19 protein-coding genes are annotated in these 25,043 nt (G+C 47.5%); 9 read left to right on the top strand and 10 right to left on the bottom strand.

The features are described from left to right. Positions 1–411: 411 nt before the first annotated feature. The 5 genes from G493_RS0111835 to G493_RS33390 all read right to left on the bottom strand — a co-directional run bounded on the left by G493_RS0111835 (position 412) and on the right by G493_RS33390 (position 5,774). Positions 412–1,506, bottom strand: a complete 1,095-nt coding sequence (locus G493_RS0111835) for a DUF2955 domain-containing protein (protein WP_028580558.1) — start codon at positions 1,504–1,506, stop codon at positions 412–414. Between the two features lie 17 nt (positions 1,507–1,523). Continuing rightward, the gene (locus tag G493_RS0111830; RefSeq protein ID WP_028580557.1) at positions 1,524–2,648 is read right to left on the bottom strand and encodes an HlyD family secretion protein; all 1,125 of its coding nucleotides are present in this window, start codon (positions 2,646–2,648) and stop codon (positions 1,524–1,526) included. Positions 2,649–2,687: 39 nt separating this feature from the next. Continuing rightward, on the bottom strand, positions 2,688–4,217 hold the full coding sequence (locus G493_RS29015) for an efflux transporter outer membrane subunit (RefSeq protein ID WP_035274271.1): 1,530 nt from the start codon (positions 4,215–4,217) through the stop codon (positions 2,688–2,690). Positions 4,218–4,395: 178 nt separating this feature from the next. Then, positions 4,396–5,592: a cation:proton antiporter gene (locus G493_RS0111820; RefSeq protein WP_028580556.1), complete on the bottom strand. Its 1,197-nt coding sequence runs from the start codon at positions 5,590–5,592 to the stop codon at positions 4,396–4,398. A 17-nt stretch (positions 5,593–5,609) separates the two neighbouring features. Continuing rightward, on the bottom strand, positions 5,610–5,774 hold the full coding sequence (locus tag G493_RS33390; protein WP_153306492.1) for a hypothetical protein: 165 nt from the start codon (positions 5,772–5,774) through the stop codon (positions 5,610–5,612). Positions 5,775–6,066: 292 nt separating this feature from the next. Between G493_RS33390 and G493_RS0111810 the strand changes: the two genes are divergently transcribed. Continuing rightward, a complete protein-coding gene (locus G493_RS0111810) occupies positions 6,067–6,708 on the top strand; it encodes a hypothetical protein (protein ID WP_028580555.1) in 642 nt (213 codons plus the stop codon). A 52-nt stretch (positions 6,709–6,760) separates the two neighbouring features. Here G493_RS0111810 and G493_RS29010 read toward each other — a convergent pair whose 3' ends face one another. The 3 genes from G493_RS29010 to G493_RS0111795 form a co-directional block, all read right to left on the bottom strand. After that, complete coding sequence (locus G493_RS29010) at positions 6,761–7,459, bottom strand: response regulator transcription factor (protein ID WP_051309258.1); 699 nt, start codon at positions 7,457–7,459, stop codon at positions 6,761–6,763. 359 nt (positions 7,460–7,818) lie between these two features. Beyond that, positions 7,819–9,120 carry a flagellar filament capping protein FliD gene (fliD, locus tag G493_RS0111800; RefSeq protein WP_028580554.1) on the bottom strand — a complete coding sequence of 434 codons (1,302 nt, stop codon included), beginning with the start codon at positions 9,118–9,120 and terminating at the stop codon, positions 7,819–7,821. Between the two features lie 776 nt (positions 9,121–9,896). Next, positions 9,897–10,841, bottom strand: a complete 945-nt coding sequence (locus tag G493_RS0111795) for an MBL fold metallo-hydrolase (RefSeq protein ID WP_028580553.1) — start codon at positions 10,839–10,841, stop codon at positions 9,897–9,899. Positions 10,842–11,494: 653 nt separating this feature from the next. On the opposite strand from G493_RS0111795, the gene G493_RS32155 reads away from it, so the two are divergent. Genes G493_RS32155 through G493_RS0111770 form a run of 4 tightly spaced genes read left to right on the top strand, consistent with a single transcriptional unit; the run spans position 11,495 to position 16,707 of the window. Beyond that, positions 11,495–12,109 carry a TetR/AcrR family transcriptional regulator gene (locus G493_RS32155; RefSeq protein WP_028580552.1) on the top strand — a complete coding sequence of 205 codons (615 nt, stop codon included), beginning with the start codon at positions 11,495–11,497 and terminating at the stop codon, positions 12,107–12,109. After that, positions 12,106–14,538 (top strand): efflux RND transporter permease subunit, encoded by a 2,433-nt coding sequence (locus G493_RS0111780; protein ID WP_028580551.1) that lies wholly within the window; start codon positions 12,106–12,108, stop codon positions 14,536–14,538. The genes G493_RS32155 and G493_RS0111780 overlap by 4 nt, the downstream gene beginning before the upstream one ends. Beyond that, positions 14,535–15,371 carry an outer membrane lipoprotein-sorting protein gene (locus G493_RS0111775; RefSeq protein ID WP_232363756.1) on the top strand — a complete coding sequence of 279 codons (837 nt, stop codon included), beginning with the start codon at positions 14,535–14,537 and terminating at the stop codon, positions 15,369–15,371. The genes G493_RS0111780 and G493_RS0111775 overlap by 4 nt, the downstream gene beginning before the upstream one ends. Beyond that, a complete protein-coding gene (locus tag G493_RS0111770) occupies positions 15,328–16,707 on the top strand; it encodes a DUF1302 family protein (RefSeq protein WP_153306491.1) in 1,380 nt (459 codons plus the stop codon). The genes G493_RS0111775 and G493_RS0111770 overlap by 44 nt, the downstream gene beginning before the upstream one ends. 20 nt (positions 16,708–16,727) lie before the next feature. Here the strand turns inward: G493_RS0111770 and G493_RS0111765 are convergent, their stop codons facing one another. Further along, positions 16,728–16,964, bottom strand: a complete 237-nt coding sequence (locus G493_RS0111765; RefSeq protein WP_028580548.1) for a hypothetical protein — start codon at positions 16,962–16,964, stop codon at positions 16,728–16,730. A 460-nt stretch (positions 16,965–17,424) separates the two neighbouring features. Between G493_RS0111765 and G493_RS0111755 the strand changes: the two genes are divergently transcribed. Further along, a complete protein-coding gene (locus G493_RS0111755) occupies positions 17,425–17,991 on the top strand; it encodes a flavodoxin family protein (RefSeq protein WP_028580547.1) in 567 nt (188 codons plus the stop codon). A gap of 10 nt (positions 17,992–18,001) precedes the next feature. Here the strand turns inward: G493_RS0111755 and G493_RS0111750 are convergent, their stop codons facing one another. Further along, entirely contained in the window at positions 18,002–18,880 is an 879-nt protein-coding gene (locus tag G493_RS0111750; RefSeq protein ID WP_205623672.1) for an AEC family transporter, read from the bottom strand. A 123-nt stretch (positions 18,881–19,003) separates the two neighbouring features. On the opposite strand from G493_RS0111750, the gene G493_RS0111745 reads away from it, so the two are divergent. From G493_RS0111745 to G493_RS32150, 3 genes are all read left to right on the top strand, one after another. Next, positions 19,004–21,148 carry an FUSC family membrane protein gene (locus G493_RS0111745; protein ID WP_051309257.1) on the top strand — a complete coding sequence of 715 codons (2,145 nt, stop codon included), beginning with the start codon at positions 19,004–19,006 and terminating at the stop codon, positions 21,146–21,148. A gap of 434 nt (positions 21,149–21,582) precedes the next feature. Next, positions 21,583–22,614, top strand: coding sequence for a DctP family TRAP transporter solute-binding subunit (locus G493_RS0111740; protein WP_084813550.1), 1,032 nt, complete (start codon positions 21,583–21,585; stop codon positions 22,612–22,614). Between the two features lie 70 nt (positions 22,615–22,684). Continuing rightward, on the top strand, positions 22,685–24,988 hold the full coding sequence (locus G493_RS32150) for an ATP-binding protein (protein ID WP_051309256.1): 2,304 nt from the start codon (positions 22,685–22,687) through the stop codon (positions 24,986–24,988). Positions 24,989–25,043 lie beyond the last annotated feature (55 nt).

Genomic DNA, 25,043 nt, shown 5'->3' with positions numbered 1-25,043 from the left:
ACGAAGATCAGCCGTAGTGTAGATGTATTGAAGCCCCAAAAGCAAGGGTGGTATGTCATCACGAGATTTGAAATCAATTTTGACTTCAGCGATAGGAGTTTCACCTATTCTTAATTGAGGATGTTTTGTTTGTCTCATGCTATGATTCAGATTGAAGATTTTGGTACACAGCCTGCTTTTTGGCGCAGACAATCGAAATGAATTCCACACAAATTCCATATTTTCGGCATGTTAACGTAGTCCGTCGGCATTTGTCAAAATGAATATAGCTTGTAATACAAAAATCTTCGCCTACTCACATATGAGTTATTTGGCTGTATTTACTGTGTAAATTGGTTTTCGGTCAGGCACTATCTAAAAATATGCAGTCTTACCCAAATTCTTTTTATAAGTAAGGATCATATGTGTCCACTATGTAGGGGGAGTTTGTTCATTTATGGGAGAGGCGTGTCGTTTGCGGGCAAAGGCATCGAGCACCGATACAGCAACCCATCCGTAGAGAGCCACGAAAAAGAATTGTGCCAGGCGCAACCAGAATTTGTCCGAAGCACTGGTACCATTTGCCATTGAGCCGACTGTTGGAGCAAGAACTGTCATCATGGTAATGAAAGCGTATTGCCACATGGCTGCTTTTGGATGCATACCTGCGTTTTTAAAGATGACTTTTCCAAAGATCAGTGACGAGAGTGCAATGAGAAGTATATAAAGTACTAATGACGGAAAAATTTTCATTGCGAACCAGGCAATAATAGCGGATCCACCTCCCCATATGGTGGAAGCAATGAGCTCTCTGCCCACTTCTTTGCTTTTACTTGCAGAAGCTTGCTGCCCCATTGTGGCGACCTTGATCATGATAACAGTATATGCACTGCTGTTACTACTGATGAGCAGCAGTATTGTAATCGGGAACACGACTGTCAGAGCGCGGAATGCTCCTTGGATCGCTTCGTGCCGGAGAGGCTTCTCTGCCGGAGTTTGCTTGGGACCGGTTCCTGACTGTACAGGTAACGGAATTTCGGGCAGCAGAATATGAGCGAACCACACGCAGACGAAACCAACCAGAATTGCCCATAACAGTCCCCAGGTGAGGCTCAACAGAGCATCAATATTTACACTCCCTATAGTTGTCAACAGCGTGAAGCCCAGTATAAATAATGTACCAAGTAACGCTGATCCCCCACTTGCCGTAAAGAGAAATGTGTTGAATAATCCTAGGCCGATCAGCAGAATAGCAGCTATCCTTGCATAATAGAGATACGGCAGCAGGGCAAAGCTGCAAAGCATGATCCCTGCCAGAGAGGCCAGGAATAGCGCTGTCAACTTGAAGGACGGACGGGGTAGCGGCAACGACAGCAGTGTGCCTGCAATGATTGGTGTAATAAAGGATAGCGGCCAGTCAAAGAGTTGCGAGACTGCCATTGCCAGTGCTGTACCAAGTGCTAACCTGAGAATACGTCGGTTGGCGAGGTCGTTGGCTTCAGCCGTTATTGTTCCAGAGGGGCTCATGTATGGACAGGCACTCTTTAATATGAGTAGGTTAACAATGCCGACAGACGAATAAGCATTCTGGCCAACAGATTGAAAAATGCATGATCACCTGTATAAGCAACCACGGTAACCTGCGATCCAATCTTCAAGGTTTGTCCTTCCACCTCTTTGGGCAAAGTAAAGTCAATTAATACAGGAAATCTTTGGGCTTCGCGCAACCAGCTACGTTGGTTCTGGATGGTTGGAAGTTCACCAAGTGGGGTGGTGTCGACTGCAACACCGTAGCTGATTTCCCGAACTGTACCTGTAAATACCCTACCTGGATAAATGTCAAATACCAGATCTGCAGTCATTCCCGGTTTCAGATTGCCAAGATTGTTTTCTGTAAAATCAGCCTGGACCCAATACTTTCCGGTGCCGATAAAAGTCATCTGCGGTGAACCAGCGGTTGCATAATTTCCCTTGTCAAGCTTTACCCCTGAGACCACTCCCATTCCCGGAGCTTTCACCACAGTTCGTTCCAGATTAAATTTTGCCTGATCAAGATTGGCCTGAGCCTGGAGGATGCGGGAGTTTCGATCGCCCTCGGTTCCATAATTATCAATGGCCTGCTGGAGGTTGGCCTGTGCTACACCGAGGCTACCCTCAGCTGAAGCAAGTGATGCCTCTGACATTTCCAGTCGACGTTGGGATATGGCGCCAGGATCCTGATTTTTAATGTTGCGCATTCGTTCTGCGTCTTTATTGGCTCTTTCAAGATTAGCCTTGGCTGTGTTTACCTGTGCCATTGCAGCATCTATTGCTGAGCGAGCTGCGGACATTGCCTGCTTAGCACCGGCAAACTGTGCCTCGGCTGCCTGGACGGCAAGCCGGTAATTTCGATCGTCAAGCCGGAACAATATCTGACCTTCCTCGACTGGCTGATTGTTGGTGACCAGTACCTCGGTGACTACTCCGGCAACCTGCGGTGCTATGGGGACTACCATGGCATTTACTCGAGCCTGTGAAGTAAAGGGTGTAATGCGGTCAGCACGAAGATACCAAATAATCAATACAACACACAGAGCAAGGACAATCCAGGTCCATGTGCGGACCGGATCTCTTTGTTTATCAGATCTTCTTGCAATCTTTACTTCTGCATCGCTACTCGTATCGTTCATGTATATATCCGTGCTGAATATTTCTGAAAGATGTGTTTTCTACCGTGAATCGTAGTTGTCCGTCTCTTCTTCCACAGTTTGGATGACGTTTCCCCAGTCTGTTCTATTTACCATTGTTTCACGGCTGGTTTTGGAAACTTTTGTGTTACCGGGAGAACTCAGCCAACCACCACCAAGGGCTAGGTATAATGCCGTAAGATTAGAGATCATTGCGCCCTGGTTAATAATATAGCGCTGTTCTTGAGTATACAGGGATTTGAGGGAGTCAAGGACTCTCTGGTAATCTGAAAAGCCTTCGTTGTAGCGGAGCATGGAGAGTTCAACAGAATGTCTTGCTGAAGATACGGTTTCTCCAAGCAGGGTAGTTTGCCTGCGGGTGCCAACGAGTTGAGCCAGGGCGTTTTCAGCTTCTCTGGCGGCCTGGAGAACGGTTTCACGGTAGTTAATAAGGGCTTGTTGCAGCCGTGCATCCTGTACTCTGATGGAATTTTTTATTCTGCCATAGTTGAGAAACGGCCAGATAAAAGAGGGGCCAATGGTGTAGGTTAATGCATCTGATTCGAAAAGACTGCCGATACTGCTGTCTGTAGGGCTGCCGGCTGACAATCCTATTGAGCCTGTCAGGCTGAAGCTCGGATATAATCCAGCCTCTGCTACACCAACCAGGGCATTCTGTGCCATGGCAGCATATTCTGCAGCCCTGATATCAGGTCGATTTCTCAGGGTATCAGACGGAATGCCAATGGTAATAGCCATGGGGACGGAGGGAATTGCGGATGTTTCAGACAGCATCCGGGTTAATGTCCCTGGCATTTTTCCAAGTAGAGCGCACAGGCTGTTACGTGCCAGGGTACGTTTGATTTCAAATTCAGGAAGTGATGCCTGGGTGCTTAAAAGAAGAGTTTTGGCCTGCCGGACATCAAGCTCTGAGCTGTCTCCGTTACGATAAAGGACTTCAGTTATTTTATAACTTCTCTCCTGGAGTTTGATGTTGTCGGTGGTGATGCGCAGTTGTTCTTCTGCTACCCTGAGGGCGCTATAACTTTCTACGACCTGGCTGACAAGAAGCATCCTGGCTTGGCCATATTCCTCTATTGATGCCAGATACGCGGCATCAGCCGATTCAACACCTCGACGGAGTTTTCCCCAGAAGTCGATTTCCCAGGACGCGGATGCTCCAAGGGAATGGTTCCAGTAATTTGAATTTACTCCGCTATTGTCTGGTGGAGAGAGGTATATGCTTTGGCCTGTGGCCAATTGGGACTGTGGGTAAAGCGAGCCTGTTGCTACCCCTAACTGGGCTCTTGCTTCAAGAATCCGTAAGCCTGCAATTTCCAGACTATTGTTGTTGTCCAGAGCAAGGGTGATCAACTCGTCAAGTGTTGGATCAGATAATATTTTCCACCATTCGGCGAGCTGTGCAGTGTTTGAAGAATAATTTTGTTTATCCGTTGTCTGCCAGTCTTTTGGCCACTGGACTGCTGGGGTTGTAAAATCAGGACCCACTGGTGCACAGGCTTGGAGGCTGACAACAGTAACAAAAAGTAATACGGGCAGGGTATGTTTCATTAAACTATCCCTGTGGAGGTTGAAAAAACCTCCATCGTCACTATTTCGGGGGTAAACTGCAACCTTTTGGGTTGACAGCACCTTGAAAAGCTGAAGAGATATTTAAAATATTCTACCCGATGTCCACTTCATATCATATTATTTTTCAGTGCACGGAATATCTTCATTAAAAAGTGAACTACTTTTTGTTTTGTCTGGCCAGAATCGCAATAAGCGGATTGGCGGTTATGCCATGCAGTATGATGCTGAGTACAATGCAGCAGACAGCAGTCATGACAATGGTTTCTCCATGTGGGAGGTCGGCATTGGCAACCATGACCCCAAACACAACAGTGGCAAGCCCTCGTGGACCAAACCAGCCAATGAACAGTTTTTCTCTTTTTGAAAGACCCGATTTGCCGAGGGAAAGGTATATGGGAAGCATGCGCACAATGGTGAGGCTTAACAGGGCATAAACCAAGGTCTGCCAGGTGAATGATCCTAAAGCTTTGCTGATAACAGCTGTTCCAAAAATGACCCAGGTCAGCAGAGATAAAGCATTTCCAGCCGCTTCTGAAGCTTTCAGGTGTTCTTCTTTATATGCCCAGGGCAAACCACCAAAGACGAGGCCACCACAGAAAGCGGCAATAAAGCCACTACCACCTAGCACCTGTGCAATTGAGAAACAGGCCATGGAGAGTGTTATTACTGGTAACTCAAGCCAGATTTCATTGATAAGATGAAAGCGAATACTTGCCTTGAGCAGGAGTGCCCCAACAAGGGTTACCGACGCTCCCACAAGCATACCGATGCCTATTTCTTCCAAAGCGTACTCCACAGCCAGAAGAAATGGCTGGTCGCTGCCGGCTTTTTCTGTAGCAAGTGCGAGAAGTGTGAGCAGGACAGGAACACAGATGCCATCATTTAAACCGCTTTCAATGTTCAGGCCTTCACGTACCGGTGCCGGTACCCGTTGATCTGAAACAACGGCAGAACCGAGTGCGGCATCTGTTGGTGCCAATATCGCGGCCAGAATAAGGATTTCCAGGAAACTGCATCCAGGAAAAAATATAATCCCTGTTAAAAAACCTAATGCAATGGTCAACGGAAGTCCAATGAGCAAGAGATATTCAGGAATACGATAATTTTTTTTCAGCACAGAAAGGTTTGCATTGGCAGCATCGGAGAAAAGAACAAGCGCCAAGGTAAGCTCAGCCAGTAATCGTATGTTTTCTGTTTCTATATTGAGATGCAGTATATCACCAGCAAGCGGACTCGTAACCAGGCCGAAAAAAGTGAATATGATTGCGCCATTGAACGGGGTTTTGGCAAGTCCCCTGCTGGTGACACAGTAAAAGAAAGCAAAAACCGCCAACACTGCGAGGTTTGCATACATTGAGTATGGCTCCACTGTTATGTGTGTTTCTGCGCTTCCTGGGCGGTTTTGTCAACAGTTTGCTTACTTTGAGAATCAATGGGGTCACTGTTTTCAACAACGCAGTAATCGTCAGCACTGTCCATTCCCGTGTGTCCTGCCCAACTGTCCTCAGCCCAGTCCTTTTCATGAATATTGTTCATATGAAGTCTCCGTTTTTTTCATCATGTCGGTATTATAAACAACGGGTACTCTCATGATTACACCTAACTACATGCGATTGCGATGAAAAAATATTGGTAAACCCTGTGGCTTTCTCTCATGGATGGAATTATGCACATTTTACCATGTACGCTTTTTTGCGGAGTCTCTTTGAGACGATGAATCAAGAGCGTGAAATGGATACCTGAAAAGAGATGATAATCAAGTTTTATACTGGTTTGTGCTATAGTAAGTAATAAAGGCACTGTTTAGGCATAAATAGGGGGGGAACAGATGAAATATATGCTTTTTTCTATGTGTTTGTGCCCGGTATTGTTGCTGATGTCTTTGCCGGCCAGCTGCGTGCAAGCTGCCTCTTGTCCTGTAAAGACTTCTTATGCCGGTATTCTCTATAATCACAGGCTGTTTAACACCTATATTTCTTCAGGAACATACTCCCAAGCATCAACATTGACCGGTACTGTAGGTATTCAGGTGAGCCCATCCGGTGTGGCAAATGCCGGCTATAACAAACTCAATAGAACTACAGAGCTTGTCTTGACCACCTCATCGTGTGATTGTCGTTCAGAAAAAGCAGAATCCACAGTGTCAGTCACTGTGGCCGGTTCCTGCAGTCAGGGTGTCCTGACCATGAATATCACAGAGGTTTATCCCAACTCGTCAGCAGTGGTGACCTGCACAGGTGGCGATAGCTGTCCTACCTATACCCAGACTTTTCCCGGTGCTACCGTTAACCACACTCTGGTAATGAACTATGTTGACGGAACCGTGGTAATAAAACCTTACACCTGCAGTAATTGTTCCGGCAATTATTCCTGGACGTTGAATTTCACCAGTGGCCCACAGGAAGATCCGGTAATACCGTTAAGGTCAATTGTTCCACCCCTGGAATTGCTCTTATTGCAAAAGAATTGATATGGTACGTGGTTGCGGTTTTGGCGTTTTGAAACTGTATACCACATGCCAGTCATTGTTCTGCTGCGAATAAATACCCTTTGCCACGAACAGTTTTGATTATTTGGGCAACCGCCGGGTGCGGGGCGAGTTTGGCTCGTATACGGGCAATATACATATCTATGGATCGGTCGTATCCATTATACTCAATACCAAAAACCGCTTTGTACAGTTGATCTCTGTCCAGAGTGGTGCAGGCATTTCTGACCAGATACCAGAGCAGATCAAATTCCCGGGAGGTAAAATTCAAATGCTCATCCTGGTAATTGGCAGTTCTGGCACCCCCATTGATTTCCAATCCGTTGAAGCGAAGCATTGAAGGTGTTATTCGATGTTCATTTCTACGAAAAAGTGCCCGGATACGAGCCAGCATGAGAAAAGGATTGACAGGTTTGACAAGCAGATCATCCACACCCTGTTCATAGAGGAGAACCTGAAGCATGTCATCGATGTCATCAATGAGGGTAACAAGAAGCCCGTCAAAAACAGAACGGATCCGGGGGTAAACAGAGAGTTCTTCCAGGGAGATTTTAGAGCTGTCAATGATCAGCATGTCCATTTTATCACCATGAATCTGATCAAAATTTTTAGGTTTTTCCTCTAAATGGACAGAGAACTCTTCCAGGGCGAGTGCATTGATAAGCTCCCCGCAGCCTTGTCGGTTATCAGTGAAAAATGTAATGGATCGGCAATCTTCGTTTTCAGGAGACATCGGAAACGACCTAACAGGTAATGACGAAATTAATAGTTGTGCAAAAAAGTTGCAGATCCCATGGTGAGGACCTCCCTCAGGATATGGATGGAGAACACCAGTGAATGATTACAGGTAATCCTGCACTGGCATCTACCTGTACATAAAGAATCCCTTATGAGTTTATCGGTTATTTACACGTCAATGTCCGTTAATTTACCGTAAAAATATGTAAAGTATGCTTGGGGAAGGTCACTGCTCACAGTACCCCCGATCTATCCGCGATCAGCCTTGTTTACGTATAACCAAATACGCTGCACCAGTCTGCTCGGGTAAATATCAGATACCCGGCAACCTGTTACAAATACTGGAATTACAAATTAACTTGAACTGGAATAATCCTCAAAAAAGTTGGTCAGGTAATCGGCCTGTGAGTTCAGGCTGGAAATCAATGTTTCCATGGCAGAAAATTGTGCTTGCAGGGTTTCCTGGCGTTTTTCCAGACGGATTTCCATGGCCTCAATACGTTCATCAAGACGCTCCATCTCAGCGTCAATACTGTTTTCTTTATTGGCAAGAAAGCCGGTGCCGGAATCCAGTTGATCATCCATAAAGTCATTGAGCCGTGTCATGATGCCATCATTTTCATCATCACCGATAAGGGCCGCAATAACCCCTTCACTGTCTGCTTCATAAGCTTCGGAAAGCGTATTGGTATCCAGGCTTAATTCGCCGGTCTCCCAGTCGGATTCTACTCCCATGCTGACCAGATCACTGCTTGTAAGGTAGCTACGAAGGCTGCGCTGTATAGTTTTCATCGAATTGGCCAGGGTGGAATCACTATCGTAAATGGTGTCTACATAGGTATTAATGGCATTGTATGCAGAGATAAGCTCTTCCAATTGGGTGGTAATATTGGATTCAATATCTGATTCGATTTTCACATTACTGGCACTGTCGCTTTCTCCCATTAACGTAATGCTGGCCCCTTTGATTGCATTGGTCATGGTGTTGCTGGAAGCATAATAGTCTACGCCGTCAACAACCACATGGGCCTGGGTTCCTTCTATGGTATGGCCGTTGGTATCGGTATCAAAGGTGATACTGCCGGTACCTGCAAGTTCAATGGCTTCTCCTGACGTATCAGCTGTGAGCATAAGGCGGTAACCTTTAGCTTCGCCATCCTCATCCTCTGCACCGTCATCCACGATGGTAGCTGAAACACCATAGTCCCCTTCATTGATCATTTCGACCAGTTCATCGAAAGTGACATTTTCATAGGTAAGTGTTTTCTCACCTATCTGTAATTCACCTGTGAGTAGCGTTGTGTCAGTGTCAGCGATATAATCCTCACTGATATCTTTCTGTTGCTGGGCCAGGCTGACCACTTTCACACGGTATGTCCCCTCGTTGGCCAATGAGGTGGTGCTGATGGAAAAATACTCCGAGCCATTGTTGGTGACATCGTATGTATTGAGATCACTTTCATCGTTGAGCGCCAGGGCCGAGCTGTAAAAGGTTTCCAGCAAGGTGTTGAATTCCGTATATGCATCAAGCTTGGTTTCCAGATATTCCTGTTTGGATTCCATGGTTTCGATGGGTGCACTTTCAACTTCAATGATGCTTTCAACAATGGATGCGGTGTCGATACCACTGGCAAGGCCCGAAAAGGTTATAGACATGGTAGTCCTCCTTAGTATCTCGTGTCTGGCCATAACTGGTCTTTTCAGAGTCTACGTTCACCTACACTTGAACAACATCCTCGTTTCTGGTCAGACACTTTCTACAGTTCCATTCTTTTAGAATGGAGTTGGGTTTTTCCTGCTGCTTTTTCGTCAGCATTACTGTAGAAAATTTATGGGACTACAGTCATAAAGGGCGCTATTGTGTTGTTTTGCTGTAACGTGAGGTTGTGTTTTGTAACATTATGTGTGAGCCAAACCTGCATTGGCCAATTACGATTAAGTATATATATCGGGAGTCCGTCGGGAGTGTCTTTGATCAGTAATAGCTTGATACCAGAAAGGTAATTGTAACTAGTTGACATCACCTTGATTATGAGCACAAACTATTTTTGCTCCAGTTCAGGTAGGCGTAGACTCCGAGGCATGTGATATAGGTCACCGCAGCCATGGAGTTGATATCGAAGTCTTCGCTTACCTTTGAAGATCAACTTTTGAGCATAAGGCAACAAATGGGCAGGCAAGCGAGGAAAAGAGGTTCCGAAAAGTCCATTTATGGGCAGCCACAAGCTCACCGGCTCAAAAGGTGGAGGGAACGCAACGACCGGAACCCTTTGCGTCCCTGTGCTGTGCCGAGTTAGCGTACAGTTCGTTTTTACTGCCGTTCTGAGCAGATAATTGTTGCAGATCAGTTCTATCAGCTTAAATACATCCGATCTCCGGTATGCAATGAATTTCATATACAGGTAAAATACTTTACCGAAAGGACATGAAGCCTACTTTTTTCCGGACTGCCCGTCCCCATTGTCCGGCAGATAACGGGTTTTAAGATTCATTGTCACGATGAAATCACCGCCAGTCCGTTTAGGAAGTACCTCCAGCATGGCAGCGGTCAGTTTTCCGACATCTTTTTCCAGGGTGCAAAATTCTTTTGCTTTCTTATCGAAAAACGGCAGATATGCCTTCATGTCTTCAATATCTGTATTTGAGGATAAAGGTCCGTGTCCCGGAATGATATGACTGACATTCATCTCATGTATGAAATCAAGATTCTTTTCCCATCCTGGTAGATCACCTTCACCGATATAAGGATGAAAATCGGTAAAAAGAATATCCCCGGCAAAAAGGACATCCTGTGAGGATATATGCACAATTACAGAACCTGCTGAATGTGAAGCAAAGCCGGTGTGAATCAGTTTTACGGTAATACCGCCCAGGTCAAGAATCATCCCGCGTTCAAAGGCCGTATCCGGCGCTACAATGCGGGTGCCTTCCCAGAAATCCTCAGGCAGGCCGAACGCCGCCGGATTTTCAAGCATCTTATCCCCGCCGGAAATCACGGCATCACGGCATTTCACATGGCCGATAATACGTGCCCCCATGTCGGCAAAAAAACTGTTTCCAAGAGCATGATCAAGGTGGTAGTGCGTATTCACAACATACCTTATAGGCTTGTCCGTTACTTTTCGGATATCTGCCGCAAAATTTTCAGCTTCTTTTGCGGATGTCAGAGTATCCACCACAAGCACGGCATCGTTGCCTATTACTATCCCTGAATTGGCGGAAAATACATTGCCGGGTGTTCCGGCAGGCACTCCCGTATACGCATAAACCGAATCCGTAATTTTTTTCAACTCCGCTTTCGGAGTCTGTGCCATAACGGATTGAACCAAAAGCACAGCCAACGCGTTAATAATCAGTACTGTTGTTCTCGTTTTCATCTTTTTTCTCCTGTTTCCTGTCCTAGATAGATTTCCTCTTTCAGACCCGGTGGTCAAAAAAAACTGCTGCGTTAAAACTCTGTAAAATCCCCTTGAACCCTCGCCAGTTACAGCTTTATTTCCTTATTTCTCCTGTTCAGCCACTTAAAAACAGTTTTGCAACTGTAATTGCAGAAAGAACCGATCTTCTCAAAGTTACCACTGACACCATAATAATGGTAGTTTCCTTGGAGTGTTGTTGCAAATTGTTCCATGAGGTCAGTGAACTCTTAAACACATCGATTGTAACTGATTGCCTGGTTAATAATGCCGATATTTCCATTAGTTACCATCGATTGCTTCTGGTTCATTCTTTCATGGTCAGTAATGTAAGCTGGAATTTCTTCCTGGTGTTACCATTTTCATCAGCGGCTTCTTTTTCCTGCTGAGTACACAGAATGTGCAAAACATAGGTCTCTCCCGGTGGTCGCTTACCTGAACCTGAGTAAAAATCCTCATTTCTGGACAGACACTGGCTACCCGATTGGCCTGTTATGATACCTGTTGCCGAATGCCTTGAGATGGAAATTTTCTTGACGCAAAGAATAAACGCGTATATATGATAAACATGTTTAATGTATGTACGAGTTTACCAAGGCCCATCAGGAGTGACCATGACAAGGCGAGATGACATCAAAGCAGAAACCAGAGAACTCATACTGCAGGCCGCCCACAGCCTGTTCTGGGAAAAAGGCGCAGAAAAATGCACCATACGGGGGATTGCGCAGGAGGCAGGAGTCTCGGCGGCAACCATTATCGTGCATTTCAAAAATAAAACCGCATTGCTGGAAGCTGTTTTATCTGAGGATATTGAAGAAACGTTATCCGGTGCGCTGGGCACTCTGCCAAGAGATGCCGGGTTACAGGCCACCCTGCTTCACATAGCCACGGCCATGGTGAACTTTTATGACCACAATCGTGAGCTCTACAGGGTGCTGATCCGCGATACCCTGTTTGAACCGAGTCATGAAAGTCCTTCGATCAGCAAGATGGACAGTGAGTATTTTCCTATTGTTGCCGCCATAATCGACAGAGAGAAAGCAGCGGGGAAAATTCGCAAAGAGGTTGATTCCCTGCTGGCATCCCAGGCTTTTTTTTCGCTGTATATAGGTCAAATTCGGGAATTTCTGCGAACTCCTGAAATGAGTGTATCCACAACCCTCAACCACATGTCTAATATTTTGGATCTGCTGTTCAACGGTATGTACATTCAGGAGGACAACTCGTGAACATACATACCCAATGTGAAGGCCTTTTCAGAAGATTGTGCGAGAGCATTTATACTAACAAGTATATTGCCCTGTTGCTGGTTCTGGCATTAACCGGAGGCCTGGCTGCACAATTGCCCAAACTGGCCATTGATACCCGCGATGAAGTGTTTTTCCGTGACACTGATCCTGCGCTTATTGCCTACAACCAATTCAAACAACAGTTTGGCCAGGATGAGCTGTTCATCATCGCCCTCAGGCCGGAAAACGGAATGGATACAGCCTTTTTCCAGACACTCTACAACTTGCACCACGAGCTTGAACAAACGGTCCCTTATCTGGATGACATCACAAGTCTTGTGAATGGCAGAGTTGTCTGGGCCGAAGGCGATACCCTGCATGTTGATGATATTTTTGAGACTCCGCCTCAGACAGAAGCTGAAGTGCAGGAAATAAAAAAGCGTATTGCACACTATCCCATGTTTGCAAATTACCTGATATCAGGTGACGGCACCCTGGCATCAATCATTATAAAGACCGTTGCCTATCAGGAAGAAGCATCCGATGATCTGCTGGCAGGTTTTGCCGAAGACGAATCGTTTCCACAAGGCGATGGAGGCAGCCCTTTAAGTAATGCCCAGAACATGGAGGTGACCAGGGCAATCAAAAACGTGGTGTCCAAATATCAGCAGCCCGGACTGACCACCTATCTTGCTGGCAGCCCGGCCGTGGTCTCAGCCCTGCAAATTGGAATCGAAAAGGATCTCGGGATGATCCTGCCCCTGTCCATGCTCCTGATCATCTTCTCACTGGGCCTTTTATACAGAAGACTCTCAGGGGTGATTTACCCACTGCTCATCGTCTTTCTTTCGCTTGTAACCACCTTTGGGTTCATGGCCCTGGCAGGTTTTCCCATTACCCTGGTCACAGAAATCCTACCCTCTTTTCTGCTCATTGTCGGTGTTGCCGACGCCGTACACATATTGACGCTTTTCTATCTGAAATATAACGAGTGCGGCGAAAAACAACAGGCAATCATCGATGCGATGGGTGCTGCCGGCCTGCCTGTGCTTATGACCAGTATCACAACGGCCTGCGGCCTTCTTTCCTTTGCCTGCTCAGACGTGGCAACCATTGCCCAGCTTGGTTTTGTGGCACCTGTCGGTGTATTTCTTGCCTTTTTCTATACCATTGTGCTGTTGCCGGTGTGTATTGCCCTGTTTCCAATACAGAGAAAGACACTCAAAACAGGCGGGGCAGACGCTCATTCCCCGATCAATGCAATCTTTTCATGGATTGCCCGACTAACCACCCGACATGCCATACCCGTTGCCCTGTGCTTTGGACTGCTCTTTGTCGGGGCTTTGTACTGTGCCCTTGATGTACGCTTTTCGCACAATATTTCCACCTGGTTTCCGGCTGATTCGCAAATCCGCATGGCTACCGATGAACTGGATCAGGTCAACGGCGGATCAGTCAAGCTTGAGGCGGTGATTAACACAGGCAAAGTGAATGGTCTGCATGATCCGGATGTTCAACAGCGCCTTGATCAGACAATAACCGACATCAGCACCCTGGAAGTTGAAGGAATCAGGGCAGGCAAGGTATGGGGACTCCCTGATGTGCTCAAGGAAACCAATCGGGCCTTGCACAATGATCACCAACGTGCCTATACGGTTCCCCAAAGCCAACAGCTTATTGCCCAGGAACTTATGCTCTTTGAATCCAGCGGCAGTGATGATCTGGAAGACTTCACCGACAGAAACTATCAAACAGCTCGCCTGTCCATCATGGCCCCGTTTGAGGATTCGGTTCTGTATTTAGAGTATATCGATCAGGTTGAGCAGCTCTTACAAGAGCGGTTCCCGGATGCCGACATAACCATCACCGGAAAGATAAAACTCTTTGTCACCATCGTCACCAATGCCCTCACCAGCATGATCGAAAGCTATGGGATTGCCCTGGTGCTTATTTCCATCTTGATGATCATCATGGCCGGGCGCATCCGTATCGGCCTGTTGAGCATGGTTGCCAATGTCGGCCCGATCATCCTGGTGATGGGGCTGATGGGGATTGCGTCCATCCCCATTGATCTCTCCAGTGTGCTGGTCGGCAGCCTCGTTCTGGGCATTGTCGTGGATGATACCATCCATTTTCTGCATCATTTTCAACGTTGCTATCAACAGAGTGCAGATGTGGAAAAGGCCGTGCACAAAACCATGCAGACCACAGGAAGGGCTCTGTTTATTACCAGCCTGGTACTCTGCGGAGGATTTTATATCTATATGATCGGCACCCTGAATAATAATGTCCGCTTTGGCATGATTACCGGAACCGCCATTATCTTTGCTCTTGCTGCTGATTTTTTCCTGTTGCCTGCATTACTGAGCATCGTCTATTCAAGACACAAAAGACCAATGAAACTGCAGATAAATGGAAGGATATCATGAAACACTCTATGAATACGATGCACTCCCTTTTCCCGGCCATCACACTTTCCCTGATTTTCCTTGTACCCAGTACAGGCACTCTGGCCGGAACACCGGATGCCAGGCAGATCATGGAACAGGTGGATGCGCGCGATGATGGCGACCGATCCATTTCAGATATCCAGATGATCCTTATCGATAGAAATGGAGCACAACGAACCCGGACCCTCATCTCCTATGGCCTTGACAAGGGAGAGGACAAGTACCGCATGATGATGTTCCTCTCGCCTGCAGACGTGAAGGAAACCGGATTCCTTACCTATGATTACGATGCTCCGGGCAAAGACGATGACCAGTGGCTCTACCTGCCCGCGCTCAGAAAGGTAAAACGGATCGCGACCGGGGACAAGACCGGCAGCTTTGTGGGGTCTGATTTCAGCTATGCAGACCTCACAGACAGGCGACTGAGCGATTACGACTATTCCTTTCATCCGAAACAATCCGAGATTGAAGTCTATGGTAAGAAATGCTGGGTTATCGATTCTGTACCGGTCAGCCAGGACGTCATTGATGAGACTGGTTATACCAAATCAATCAGTTTCGTTCGTCAGGATAATTTCGTGGTCATCAGGTCAATCAACTACCTGGAGGATGGCGGGAAGACCAAATATTATGACGTGAAGGAACTGGAGCAAATCGATGGCATATGGACTGAGAAGGAAATTCACATGACCACCAAAAAGGGCAAGTCTGTTCTCCATCAAACCATACTGTCCATGCGCAATATCCGTTTTAACCAAGAGTCGGTCAATGATGAGCTGTTTACAACCCGTCGACTTGAAAAAGGCCTGTGAGAGATTTGCGGTTGCCTTGGCCCTTATCTGCTGTAACGGCGCCGCTTATGCCACTGAAGCAGATGGGCTTGAAGACCTGCTGGACGATTTTGAAAACCCCCCTGTCGTGCAGGAAGAGTCTGCATCGTCCAGCCCACTGACCGACTATTTCAGTGGATACGTGGAACTATTTGCAGCAGGCAATACAACCCGTTTCCAGACGGAGCCGGACAAAACCGACTGGCAGGGCTTGTCATCGCTTCGCCTCGAAACCATGCTGGAGGTCGACTACCAACTGGCTGGCTGGACATTTTTCGGCGGTGTCCGTGGCTTCTATGATTTTGCATATTCCATAGAGGGACGGGACAATTTCACCTCTGAAGTGCTGGGCAGCTACGAGGAAGAGCTGGAGCTTCGGGAACTCTATCTCCAGGGCAGCCTGACTGACCATATCGACCTGAAAATCGGCAGACAGATAGTCGTCTGGGGTCGTTCTGATAACATCCGGGTCACTGATATTCTGAACCCGGTTGATACCAGGGATATGGGTATTACTGACATTGAAAACATCCGCCTGCCCCTGACCATGCTCAAACTGGATGTATTCATAGGAGCCTGGAACCTGGATCTTCTGAGCGTACTGGAACACCGCTACAACGAAAACCCGGTATACGGCCATTTTTTCTATCCGGGCAGCGCCGCAGGTCCCATTGACAACGAGCCGGACAACACGCTGGAGAACTGCGAAATCGCCATGGAACTCTCCAGAAGCTTCAAGGGCCTGGATATCTCGCTCTATGGCGCACAGTTCCATGATGATGAGGGAACCTACCTTTCCACAGACCCCCTGACCATGGAACATGAAAAGATCACCATGGCAGGAGCAAGCGCAAGTTACGCCAGAGGCGATATGCTCTATATCGCCGAACTGGCCAACTTCAGGGGGCTTCGTTTCATGACCTCAGACCAAGATTATGCCCGTACAGATTTTTTGATAGGCCTTGAGTACAGTGGGTTGTCTGATACAACCATCAGCCTGGACTATGCCCGAAGATACCTCCATAACTACGACTCTGCACTGGACACCTCCCCGGAAAACCCGAAAGAAACCGAAAACGAAGTTGCCCTCCGAATAACCCGCGAGTGTTTTCATGAACGACTGGAGCTAACAGCCCTTTTCCTGCTTAACGGCGACCATGGTCAACACGGAGCAAGCCAACGCTTCACCGCAAAGTACGACGTCATGGACGACTGGAGCGCGACAGCCGGGCTATTGCTGTACCAGGCTGGAGACGGTTTACTAGCTGCCAACGGGGATACGGGCAGGGTGTATGTACAATTACGATATGATTTTTAAGGTTGTGTATTGAAAAAAGCTCATAGGGTGCCGGTTTCTGCATCATGACCGAGCCGGACAAGGCAGATTTTGCGGTAAAGAAATCTGTCCAGATTGTCCATACATTCCGAAAACTCATCCTCTGCGACGCCACCCAAGGTGAAAATGACATCTTCACAGGGAGGTGTTTCTTCACCTGTGAGTAGCGTTGTTTCAGCGGCAGTGATATAATCTTCGCCGATATCCTTCTGCTGCAGGGCCGGGCTGACGACTTCCACACAGTATGTTCCCTCATTGGTCAATGATGTGGTGCTGATAGAAAAATAATCCGAACCATTGTTGGTGACCTCCCAGGTGTTGAGACCATTTTTCTGGTAAGATACTCTCCATATCCATTCCTTTGGAACAGTGCACGGGGAGCTGCTGTTTTTTTGTCAGCATTACTGTGAAAAATGTATGGGACTGCAGTCAAGAATATCGCTATTGTGTTGTTGCATGTGTGTGAGCCTTGCCTGCATTGCCCGATTACGATTAACTATTGCAACTGCTCACCGTGCACCTGATCTTTCCGCGATCAGCCTGGCTTACGTATGATCCAACGTATGATCCAATACGCTGCGCCAGCCTGATTGGGAAAATTTCAGGCACCCTGTAACCAGTTACAGATACGGGTGAGTTGTCAATGTATCTGTTTCTCCTATGAGTAGTTGCGAAGTATTTATACTGGAGAATTGAAAAATGAAGGTTTTAATCCTGGAAGGTGGAGCGAGAAAGCAGGGAAATACTGCCACTGTCTGTGGCTGGGTGGTGGAAGAACTGGAAACCCTGGGGCACCAGGTGGAACGTATTTCCCTGTTTGATAAACAGATCCGTGGGTGCCTGGCATGCGGTAAGTGCAAGCAGGTTACAGATCAGGTGGCCTGTGTGCAGCAGGATGACGCCAATGTGATTTTGGAGAAAATGGTGAACGCGCAGGTGGTACTTTTTACCTCTCCTCTCTATTTCTGGGGAATTACCGGTCCTCTGAAAACGTTTATTGATCGTACCTATAGCCTGTATGTACAGTATCACCAGCCCGATCACAGTTCTCTGGTTGAGGGGCAGCGTCAGGGGTTGCTGATGACAGGTGGAGGCCCTTATGAAAATAATGTTGAGTCTGCTTTTATTGCCTTTGACCGGCTGCAGAAACCCCATAAGGCCATCAGTGCAGGGAAATGGTTTGTCGGCTCCTGTTCAACACCAGATAAACTGCCTGCAGATATCTTCCATCAGGCAAAGGAGTTCGCCAGGAAGCTGGTCGGGTAGCCACAACGGCTTATAAGACATACCAAAGAAGAAAAGGCAGGAGAGAGAAACCCATTATTGTGGAGACGATCACCACTCCTGCCACTTCCTCTGGGCGTTGATCATACATTTGCGCCAGCAGGTAACAGAAAACGGCTGCAGGCATGGAGCACTGCAGAAGAATGACACTGGCAGCTGTACCATCCAGGCCCATGAGTTTAGGGAGTGTAAGCCCCACAAGAAAGCCCATGAGCAAACGAAAGACAGAAAGCTGAACAGGAATTTTCAATTGGGTGATTTTCAATTTATACAGTGAAACGCCCAGGGTGATCAGCATCAGGGGAATGGTAAGATCTCCAATCAACTTGGTCGTGTTGTAGAGCCATTTCGGAGGAGCCGTGCCTGTCATCAGAAACAGGGCTGCAGCCAGGGTTGCCGGGATGATAGGCGTTTTCAGTATGGCCCATAACGAAAAGGTCTGGGACACAAAAACCACCCCAAAGGTCATCTGGATAGCCATGTAGACAGCAAAAAAAGTTATGCCAAGGGCAAGGCCTTCTTCGCCAAAGGTCAGAAAACACAATGGCAGCCCCACATTCCCTATATTGGGAAAGCTCAGTGCCTGTAGAAATGCCTGTTTGGGAAGATGCAGCAGTGAGAGTCCCAGCCAGCCCAGAGCGAGAAAAGCAATGTTGGCAAAGACCGCGGCCAGGCCCATGTGAATCAGGTGCTGCGGATGGAGTTCAACTGAAGAAAGCGAGTAAAAAACCAGGCAGGGAGCACCAAACAGTGTGACAAGGGCTGTGATGAGTTCGGTGTCATAGGAACGCCCGCTGCGAACCCAGAAATAACCAATAAGAACACAGGTAAAAACCGGGGTGAGGATTGAAAGTATTGTGGAAAAAATCATGAACAGTCTGCTATGCGGCGTAAAGGAGTGTGATGACAAAGGCACTTGGGCCAGTCAGAAACAGTAAGTCGGCTATGATACCTGAAGATTTGCAGTAAACACAAGGGGAGAAAGAGAAGTATTGTGCAGTTTTCAATAAAGGAGTTGCTGTCTGCGCTCGTAACCTCGGAGTTGATTCGTCGAAGCCTGTGGACCAATCCGGATCGTCTTTTGGCAATCAAAACGACTTCCGTGCTAGCCCTGGTGACTGTACCGTTACTTTTGCTGGGCCATTCTGCTGTTGCTGTTTCATTGGCGCTGGGAATATTGTCCGGTGCACTTACAGAAACTGACGATCATCCCAAGGGCAGGGTGAAGGCACTTTCACTGAAGGTTATCAGTTTCGGTATTTCCAGCCTGGCTGTCGTATTGTTGCGGCCATACCCGGTGCTGCTGGGTGCAGGTCTGGCTCTTTCCACCATGGTGTTTCTGATAATCGGTGGCATCAGTGAACGGTATCGGGGCGTTACTTTTGGCGCCATCCTTGTTGGCATTTATGCCATGATTGGTTCCCACATCAGCCCGGCATGGTACTGGCAACCTGTTCTTCTTCCCCTGGGTGCTTTGATCCACGGGGTATTTTCCCTGGCTTTACTTTGTATGCATCCATGGAGGCTTCTTGATGAGCAGCTCGCCCGCGGATTTCTGGCTCTGGCAGCATACCTGGAAGAAAAATCCAGGCTTTTTCCAAGTAACGAACAGGCCCAGGAAGAGATTCGTAATCGTTTGGCCTTATTGAACGTTCGTCTGGTCAATTCCCTGGATCAGACACGGGAGGTGTTGACCAACTATGGAGATGCCCTGAAAGATGATACTCCCCTGATTCCCTATTTACGGCTGTTCATGCTTCTGCAGAGTCTTCACGAAAGGGCGGCGTCTAGTCATGAGCCATATGACAGCCTTTCCAGGGACAAGACCCAGTATACACTGCTGGAAGGTATTGGGCAGACCCTGCTGCAACTTGCCGGAGCCTGCCGTCTTCTCGCCAATAGTCAGCTTGCGGGTGTGGCCTATCAGCATCCTGTTTCCTTACAGTGGATGGTGAATGCTGTCTCTACCCAGCTTGACCAACTCCCTGAGTCTTCAAGGCAGCGATTGGCCCTGATTGTGCGTAACCTGAGACGGTCTCATATTTCACTGCAGACCCTGAATGATGAATATCAACGGACCATGGCTCCGAGACTGGCAAGGGATACTCGACCTGTCCATGAGCGTATCACTGATCAGCTCCATCTCAGCCACCCCAGACTTCGCCATGCGATTCGTTTGAGCGCCTGTCTGCTGGCAGGTTTTACAATTGCGGAAATGCTACACCTGGTGAAAGGCGAATGGATACTGTTAACCAGTTTGTTTGTTTGTCAGCCAACATACAGCGAGACCAGGAGACGACTGCTGCAAAGGATAGGTGGTACCATGGCAGGGGTGGTACTGGGTGTTGCAGTCATTGGAATGGTGCCGACCATTGCCGGACAATTGCTGCTTATGCTCGGCGCAGCCTACGGATTTTTCTACTGGGTGCGCAGGAAATACTGGGTCTCCGTGTTGTTTATATCGGTTTTTGTGCTCTGCGTTTTTAATTTTGTTACCAGTAACGGTGTGGCTGTAATGGTGCCTCGTCTGGTGGATACGACCACCGGTTGCTTGCTGGCGTGGCTCTCGGTCCGTTTTTTTTGGCCCGAGTGGCGTTTCAGCACCCTGCCGGGACTGCTTCATGAAGCCATTGAAAAAAACAGCCGGTATTTTGCAGCTATATTGGATGAATACCAGGCTGATCAGCACGATGAAGATGATTTGCCGTATCGAACAGCGAGACGACAGGCACACCGTGCAGATAACTCGCTGGCTCTGGCCTGGCAGGATATGCAGGTTGAGCCGAGGAACAGGCAGCGTTTCAGGCAGCAGGCCTTTGCCCTTACTTACCTTAATCATGCATTGCTTTCCTATGTGTCTGCGTTTGGGGCACACCGTGAACAACAGGAGGTGCTTCCTCCTGCGGTTGCCGGTCCGGCTAGAGAGGTCAGCGCGGCCCTTGAATCAATTCGGTTGCAAAACGCTGAAGGTATTGTTTACGAACCCGGAAATATGGACAACACGTTGCGTACCATAAAAAACTCCATCGAACAGAGTGAACCGGGAGTACTACGGCAGCAGTTGACCCTTCTCTATAATATAGCTGATGTCACACGTCAGTTGATCGAACAGGGAAGGAGCCTGACAGAGGAACGCTAGAAGGGGCCGAGAGAACCCTTCTTCCCATATCGGTGTTATGTAGAAAAATAATGCTCCCAATAAGTAACGGGATGGATGGGCGTATTTTCTCCTGGTCGAGGACAATACCAACTATCTGGTATCTACCCATGAGGAGGAATTTTCGAACAACTTATCGGTGTCCACGCGTCCTTTTGCGGATAACATTTTGAGCATAACCCAAAAATTGAATAAGCGACCCTGCAGCGCCTTGATCTAAGAAAAAATTTTGTTTCCGGAATGCCTTCCGGGAACTGTCTGAGCAGAAGAAAATATTTTTCTGTGTGTAAAGAATTTGGTTTTACAACAGTCTGGCCTGTAAAATAGAAAATATAGAGGTTAAATGGGCTCTGTTACAATGAAAGGAAAAGCCGCTGAATCTGAAAAGCTGAGTAAAGGTGGGGAGGATAAGGAAAATGAGATGTTTTATGATTACCCTGATCATCTGCCTTTTGTGCTACGGTCTTCCTGCAGCAGATGAAGATAAGGCCGAGTACGTGATGAAAATCGGCATCGGCAACCCTGAAACGAGCAATCATTATGGGTGGACTCCCTTCGAGGTGCTGGCTAAAGAGATCGAAACGCTTTCAGGAGGGAGACTGGCTGTAAAACTTTATCCTGAGGTGATGGGGCAGTCTTCCATGGAGATGATAGACATGGTTCTTTCGGGAGCCGTGCATGCACGTGATTTTGCCGATGGCCATTTTGCAACCCTCTATCCCCCCATCCAGATCTTGTCCATACCCTATCTTTTCAGGGAACGGGATATTGCCTGGAAAGTTCTCGATGGCCCTCTGGGAAAACAACTCATCGAGGATATGGCACGTAAAACAGGGCTGCGACCACTCTACTGGATTGAAAATGGAGGTTTTCGCCACTATTCGAACAACAAAAGAGCAGTCCATTCTCCCTCTGATATGCAGGGGTTACGTTTCAGAACCATGGAAAGCCCCCTGCATATAAAAATTGTGACAGACTTGGGCGCCAAAGGAGTGCCCATTGCCTGGCCCAATGTCTATGATGCCATTGACTCTGGACTGGTTGATGGCCAGGAAAATTCCATAAGCACCTTTCTGATTCCTCATTTTGAAAAAATACAGAACCACATTATTCTGGATGGCCATGTCTACAGTACGTATACGTTACTGATGAATAACGACTGGTACCAGAAACTGCCTGAAGATTTACAAGGTGTCATCGAGCGGGCGAAACGGGTTTCTGCAGTTGTGAATCGAGGGCTGGCAGTCGTGAATGAACAGCAGGGCTTCAGGTATTTGAAAAGCAAGGGTGTGGCTATCTATAAGCCTTCAGAAGAAGAACAGCTCCAGTTCAGGGAAAAGACCAGGGCTTCTGCGATTGCCTGGCTTAATGAGCGTGTTGGAGAGGAGTGGGTCCAAGCTGTATTACAGGCCACGGAAGAAGCTGAACGGGAGTTGGGCTACCGATAACAGGTGCTTCTGTGGAGCTTTTTCATAGTATTTTGCTGTTAACGTTTATGAAACACGGAGTGAGCTCTGCATGGCCATAAAGAATCTGCTGAACCGTACAAGTTTGCAGGCCAAGACCATGTTTTTTATCAGCCTGGTTATATTTCTTTTTATCAGCCTGACAACGGTTTTTTATGTCCGGGATTTCCATACAAACTATCTTCAGGCTATAGAGTGGCGGTCTGTAAGCCTTGCTCAAAGTCTTCGTCATGATATTTCTTCAAAATACCAGGTGTTTGGCGGCATTGCTGATACGGATCTACTCCTTGAAGCTGCATACCTGCAATGCAGAAAACTGTATCTGGCCAATCGTGATATGCATGTTGCTTTTGTCAGCCTGCTCAGCAGGGACGGGACCGTAATTACGCACAACGATTCAAGCTTGTGGGGAGATAAACTGGAATATCCAGTTCTTCTCAAAGCCTTGCAGTCGGCAAAGATCAGCACCGTACATGCGGGAGGCTTTTATCATACGCTGGTCCCGATACTTGATGAGGAGAGCAACCTCCTTGCTGTCATTGATGTTGGATTTCCAAGAACTATTGTTGACCAGAAAATTGGAAAAAGTATACAGAAAGCAATCCTGTTTTGTTTGCTATTTTTTATCTTGGTTTCCCTGTTAGTGGGCCTCTTTATCCGGCATCTTGTTGCCCGACCCATTGACCGGTTTGTCCAGGCAACTGCAGATATTGCCCGGGGTGATTTGCTGCGGGAGATTTATACCGATGAGACCCCTGAGTTTAAGGCGCTTTCAATGAGCCTTCAGCATATGCGGGATTCAATCCGGGAAAATCTTGAAGCCCTTGAACGGAAAAATCAGCAGGTCAAGGCTTTGATTGCCTGTTCTCCGGTGGGGCTCTTCAGCCTGGATCTTGCCGGAGGGGTGGTTATCTGGAGTGAGTCTGCTGAACGATTGTTCGGCTGGCATGCCGAGGAGATAGTAGGCCGGTCTCTGCCCACAATTCCTGAACAGGAGCAGGCACAATTCGATACAATGCTTAAGCAGATCTATAACGGGCATATGCTCATGGGAGTGGAACTGCTGCAGGAAAGAATGGATGGCAGCAATTTCCATGCTTCTCTTTCCGGGGCCCCCATCCGTGACGACAGAGGAAGAATCATTGGCATAATGTGGGCCGTGGAAGATATTTCCGAACGTATGGAACGGGAAAAGGAACATGCTGACGTGCGGAAACGTCTGGCTCAGGTTCAGCAGTTGGAAGCTATTGGCCGCCTGGCAGGAGGCGTTGCCCATGACTACAATAATACTTTGGGAGTTATTTTAGGTTACTCAGAGCTCCTTTTGAATAAATTGGATAAAGATGATCCCAAACGGGAGAATGTGAAACGAATCATAGAGGCAACCCGTCATTCTGCCGATATTACGCGTCAATTATTAACGTTTGCCCGTAAGCAGACCGTTGAGCCGCAAATACTTCATTTGAATGAACAGGTTGACCATACGCTCAAAATGCTTCATCGGCTTATTGGCGAAAATATTCAAGTGGATTGGTGTCCTGCTGAGGATTTGGGCCTCGTAAAGGTGGATCCCACACAGGTCAATCAAATTCTGGCTAATTTATGCATTAATGCCCGTGATGCCATGAAACAGGGCGGGAAAATTACCATTGAAACCCGTAATATACTTGTTGACGAGAAATATTGCGGCAGCCATCCAGATTCTAAATGCGGTGAATTTGTCTGTCTGATTGTCAGTGATACCGGCATCGGTATGGATAGAGAAATACTGGATAAAATTTTCGAACCATTTTTTACCACCAAAGGTAAATTTGAAGGAACAGGGCTTGGGCTGGCGACCGTCTATGGAATTGTCAAACAAAACAATGGATTTGTGAATGTGTACAGTGAGCCTGGAAAAGGTTCAAAATTTTCCGTGTATTTTCCCCTGTATCACGGAAAGTTTATTTCAAAGCGTCCTTTTTCCGATACCGGGCCGGTTCTGGGGCAAGGAGAACGCATCCTGCTGGTTGAAGATGAAGAGTCCATGCTCAAGTTGAGCCATCATATACTTGAAGAGCTGGGGTATACCGTATTCAGCGCCGACAGGCCACTTGAAGCAATAGAACTGGTAGAGAAAGAACACCTGCAAATTGACTTGTTGCTTACAGATGTCATTTTGCCGGATATGAATGGTCGGGAATTGGCAGAGCAGCTGAGTACCTGGTTGCCCGGATTGAAAACGCTGTATGTGTCAGGGTATACCGCCAATGTTATAGCAGATAGCGGAATCCTGGAAGACGGAGTCTCCTTCCTGGCAAAACCGTTCTCCCAGGATGAACTGGCCCGAAAGGTCAGGGAGGTGCTTGCCGCATAAAGCGCCTCCCTCTAGCGAGAGTACTGCCCTCTCCTGACCCCGTATTTGTTAACCA

It is taken from the genome of Desulfogranum japonicum DSM 18378, from assembly GCF_000429945.1.
Classification (GTDB): Bacteria; Desulfobacterota; Desulfobulbia; order Desulfobulbales; family Desulfobulbaceae; genus Desulfogranum; species Desulfogranum japonicum.
Note: the sequence above shows the minus strand (reverse complement) of the source record. Positions and strands in the feature narration are given on the sequence as shown.

Bases quoted from the DNA above. Each gene is read 5' to 3' on its own strand.
- G493_RS0111835 (WP_028580558.1), bottom strand. From the start codon at position 1,506: ATGAGCCCCTCTGGAACAATAACGGCTGAAGCCAACGACCTCGCCAAC.
- G493_RS0111830 (WP_028580557.1), bottom strand. From the start codon at position 2,648: ATGAACGATACGAGTAGCGATGCAGAAGTAAAGATTGCAAGAAGATCT.
- G493_RS29015 (WP_035274271.1), bottom strand. From the start codon at position 4,217: ATGAAACATACCCTGCCCGTATTACTTTTTGTTACTGTTGTCAGCCTC.
- G493_RS0111820 (WP_028580556.1), bottom strand. From the start codon at position 5,592: ATGTATGCAAACCTCGCAGTGTTGGCGGTTTTTGCTTTCTTTTACTGT.
- G493_RS33390 (WP_153306492.1), bottom strand. From the start codon at position 5,774: ATGAACAATATTCATGAAAAGGACTGGGCTGAGGACAGTTGGGCAGGA.
- G493_RS0111810 (WP_028580555.1), top strand. From the start codon at position 6,067: ATGAAATATATGCTTTTTTCTATGTGTTTGTGCCCGGTATTGTTGCTG.
- G493_RS29010 (WP_051309258.1), bottom strand. From the start codon at position 7,459: ATGTCTCCTGAAAACGAAGATTGCCGATCCATTACATTTTTCACTGAT.
- fliD (WP_028580554.1), bottom strand. From the start codon at position 9,120: ATGTCTATAACCTTTTCGGGCCTTGCCAGTGGTATCGACACCGCATCC.
- G493_RS0111795 (WP_028580553.1), bottom strand. From the start codon at position 10,841: ATGAAAACGAGAACAACAGTACTGATTATTAACGCGTTGGCTGTGCTT.
- G493_RS32155 (WP_028580552.1), top strand. From the start codon at position 11,495: ATGACAAGGCGAGATGACATCAAAGCAGAAACCAGAGAACTCATACTG.
- G493_RS0111775 (WP_232363756.1), top strand. From the start codon at position 14,535: ATGAAACACTCTATGAATACGATGCACTCCCTTTTCCCGGCCATCACA.
- G493_RS0111770 (WP_153306491.1), top strand. From the start codon at position 15,328: ATGATGAGCTGTTTACAACCCGTCGACTTGAAAAAGGCCTGTGAGAGA.
- G493_RS0111755 (WP_028580547.1), top strand. From the start codon at position 17,425: ATGAAGGTTTTAATCCTGGAAGGTGGAGCGAGAAAGCAGGGAAATACT.
- G493_RS0111750 (WP_205623672.1), bottom strand. From the start codon at position 18,880: ATGATTTTTTCCACAATACTTTCAATCCTCACCCCGGTTTTTACCTGT.
- G493_RS0111740 (WP_084813550.1), top strand. From the start codon at position 21,583: ATGAGATGTTTTATGATTACCCTGATCATCTGCCTTTTGTGCTACGGT.
- G493_RS32150 (WP_051309256.1), top strand. From the start codon at position 22,685: ATGGCCATAAAGAATCTGCTGAACCGTACAAGTTTGCAGGCCAAGACC.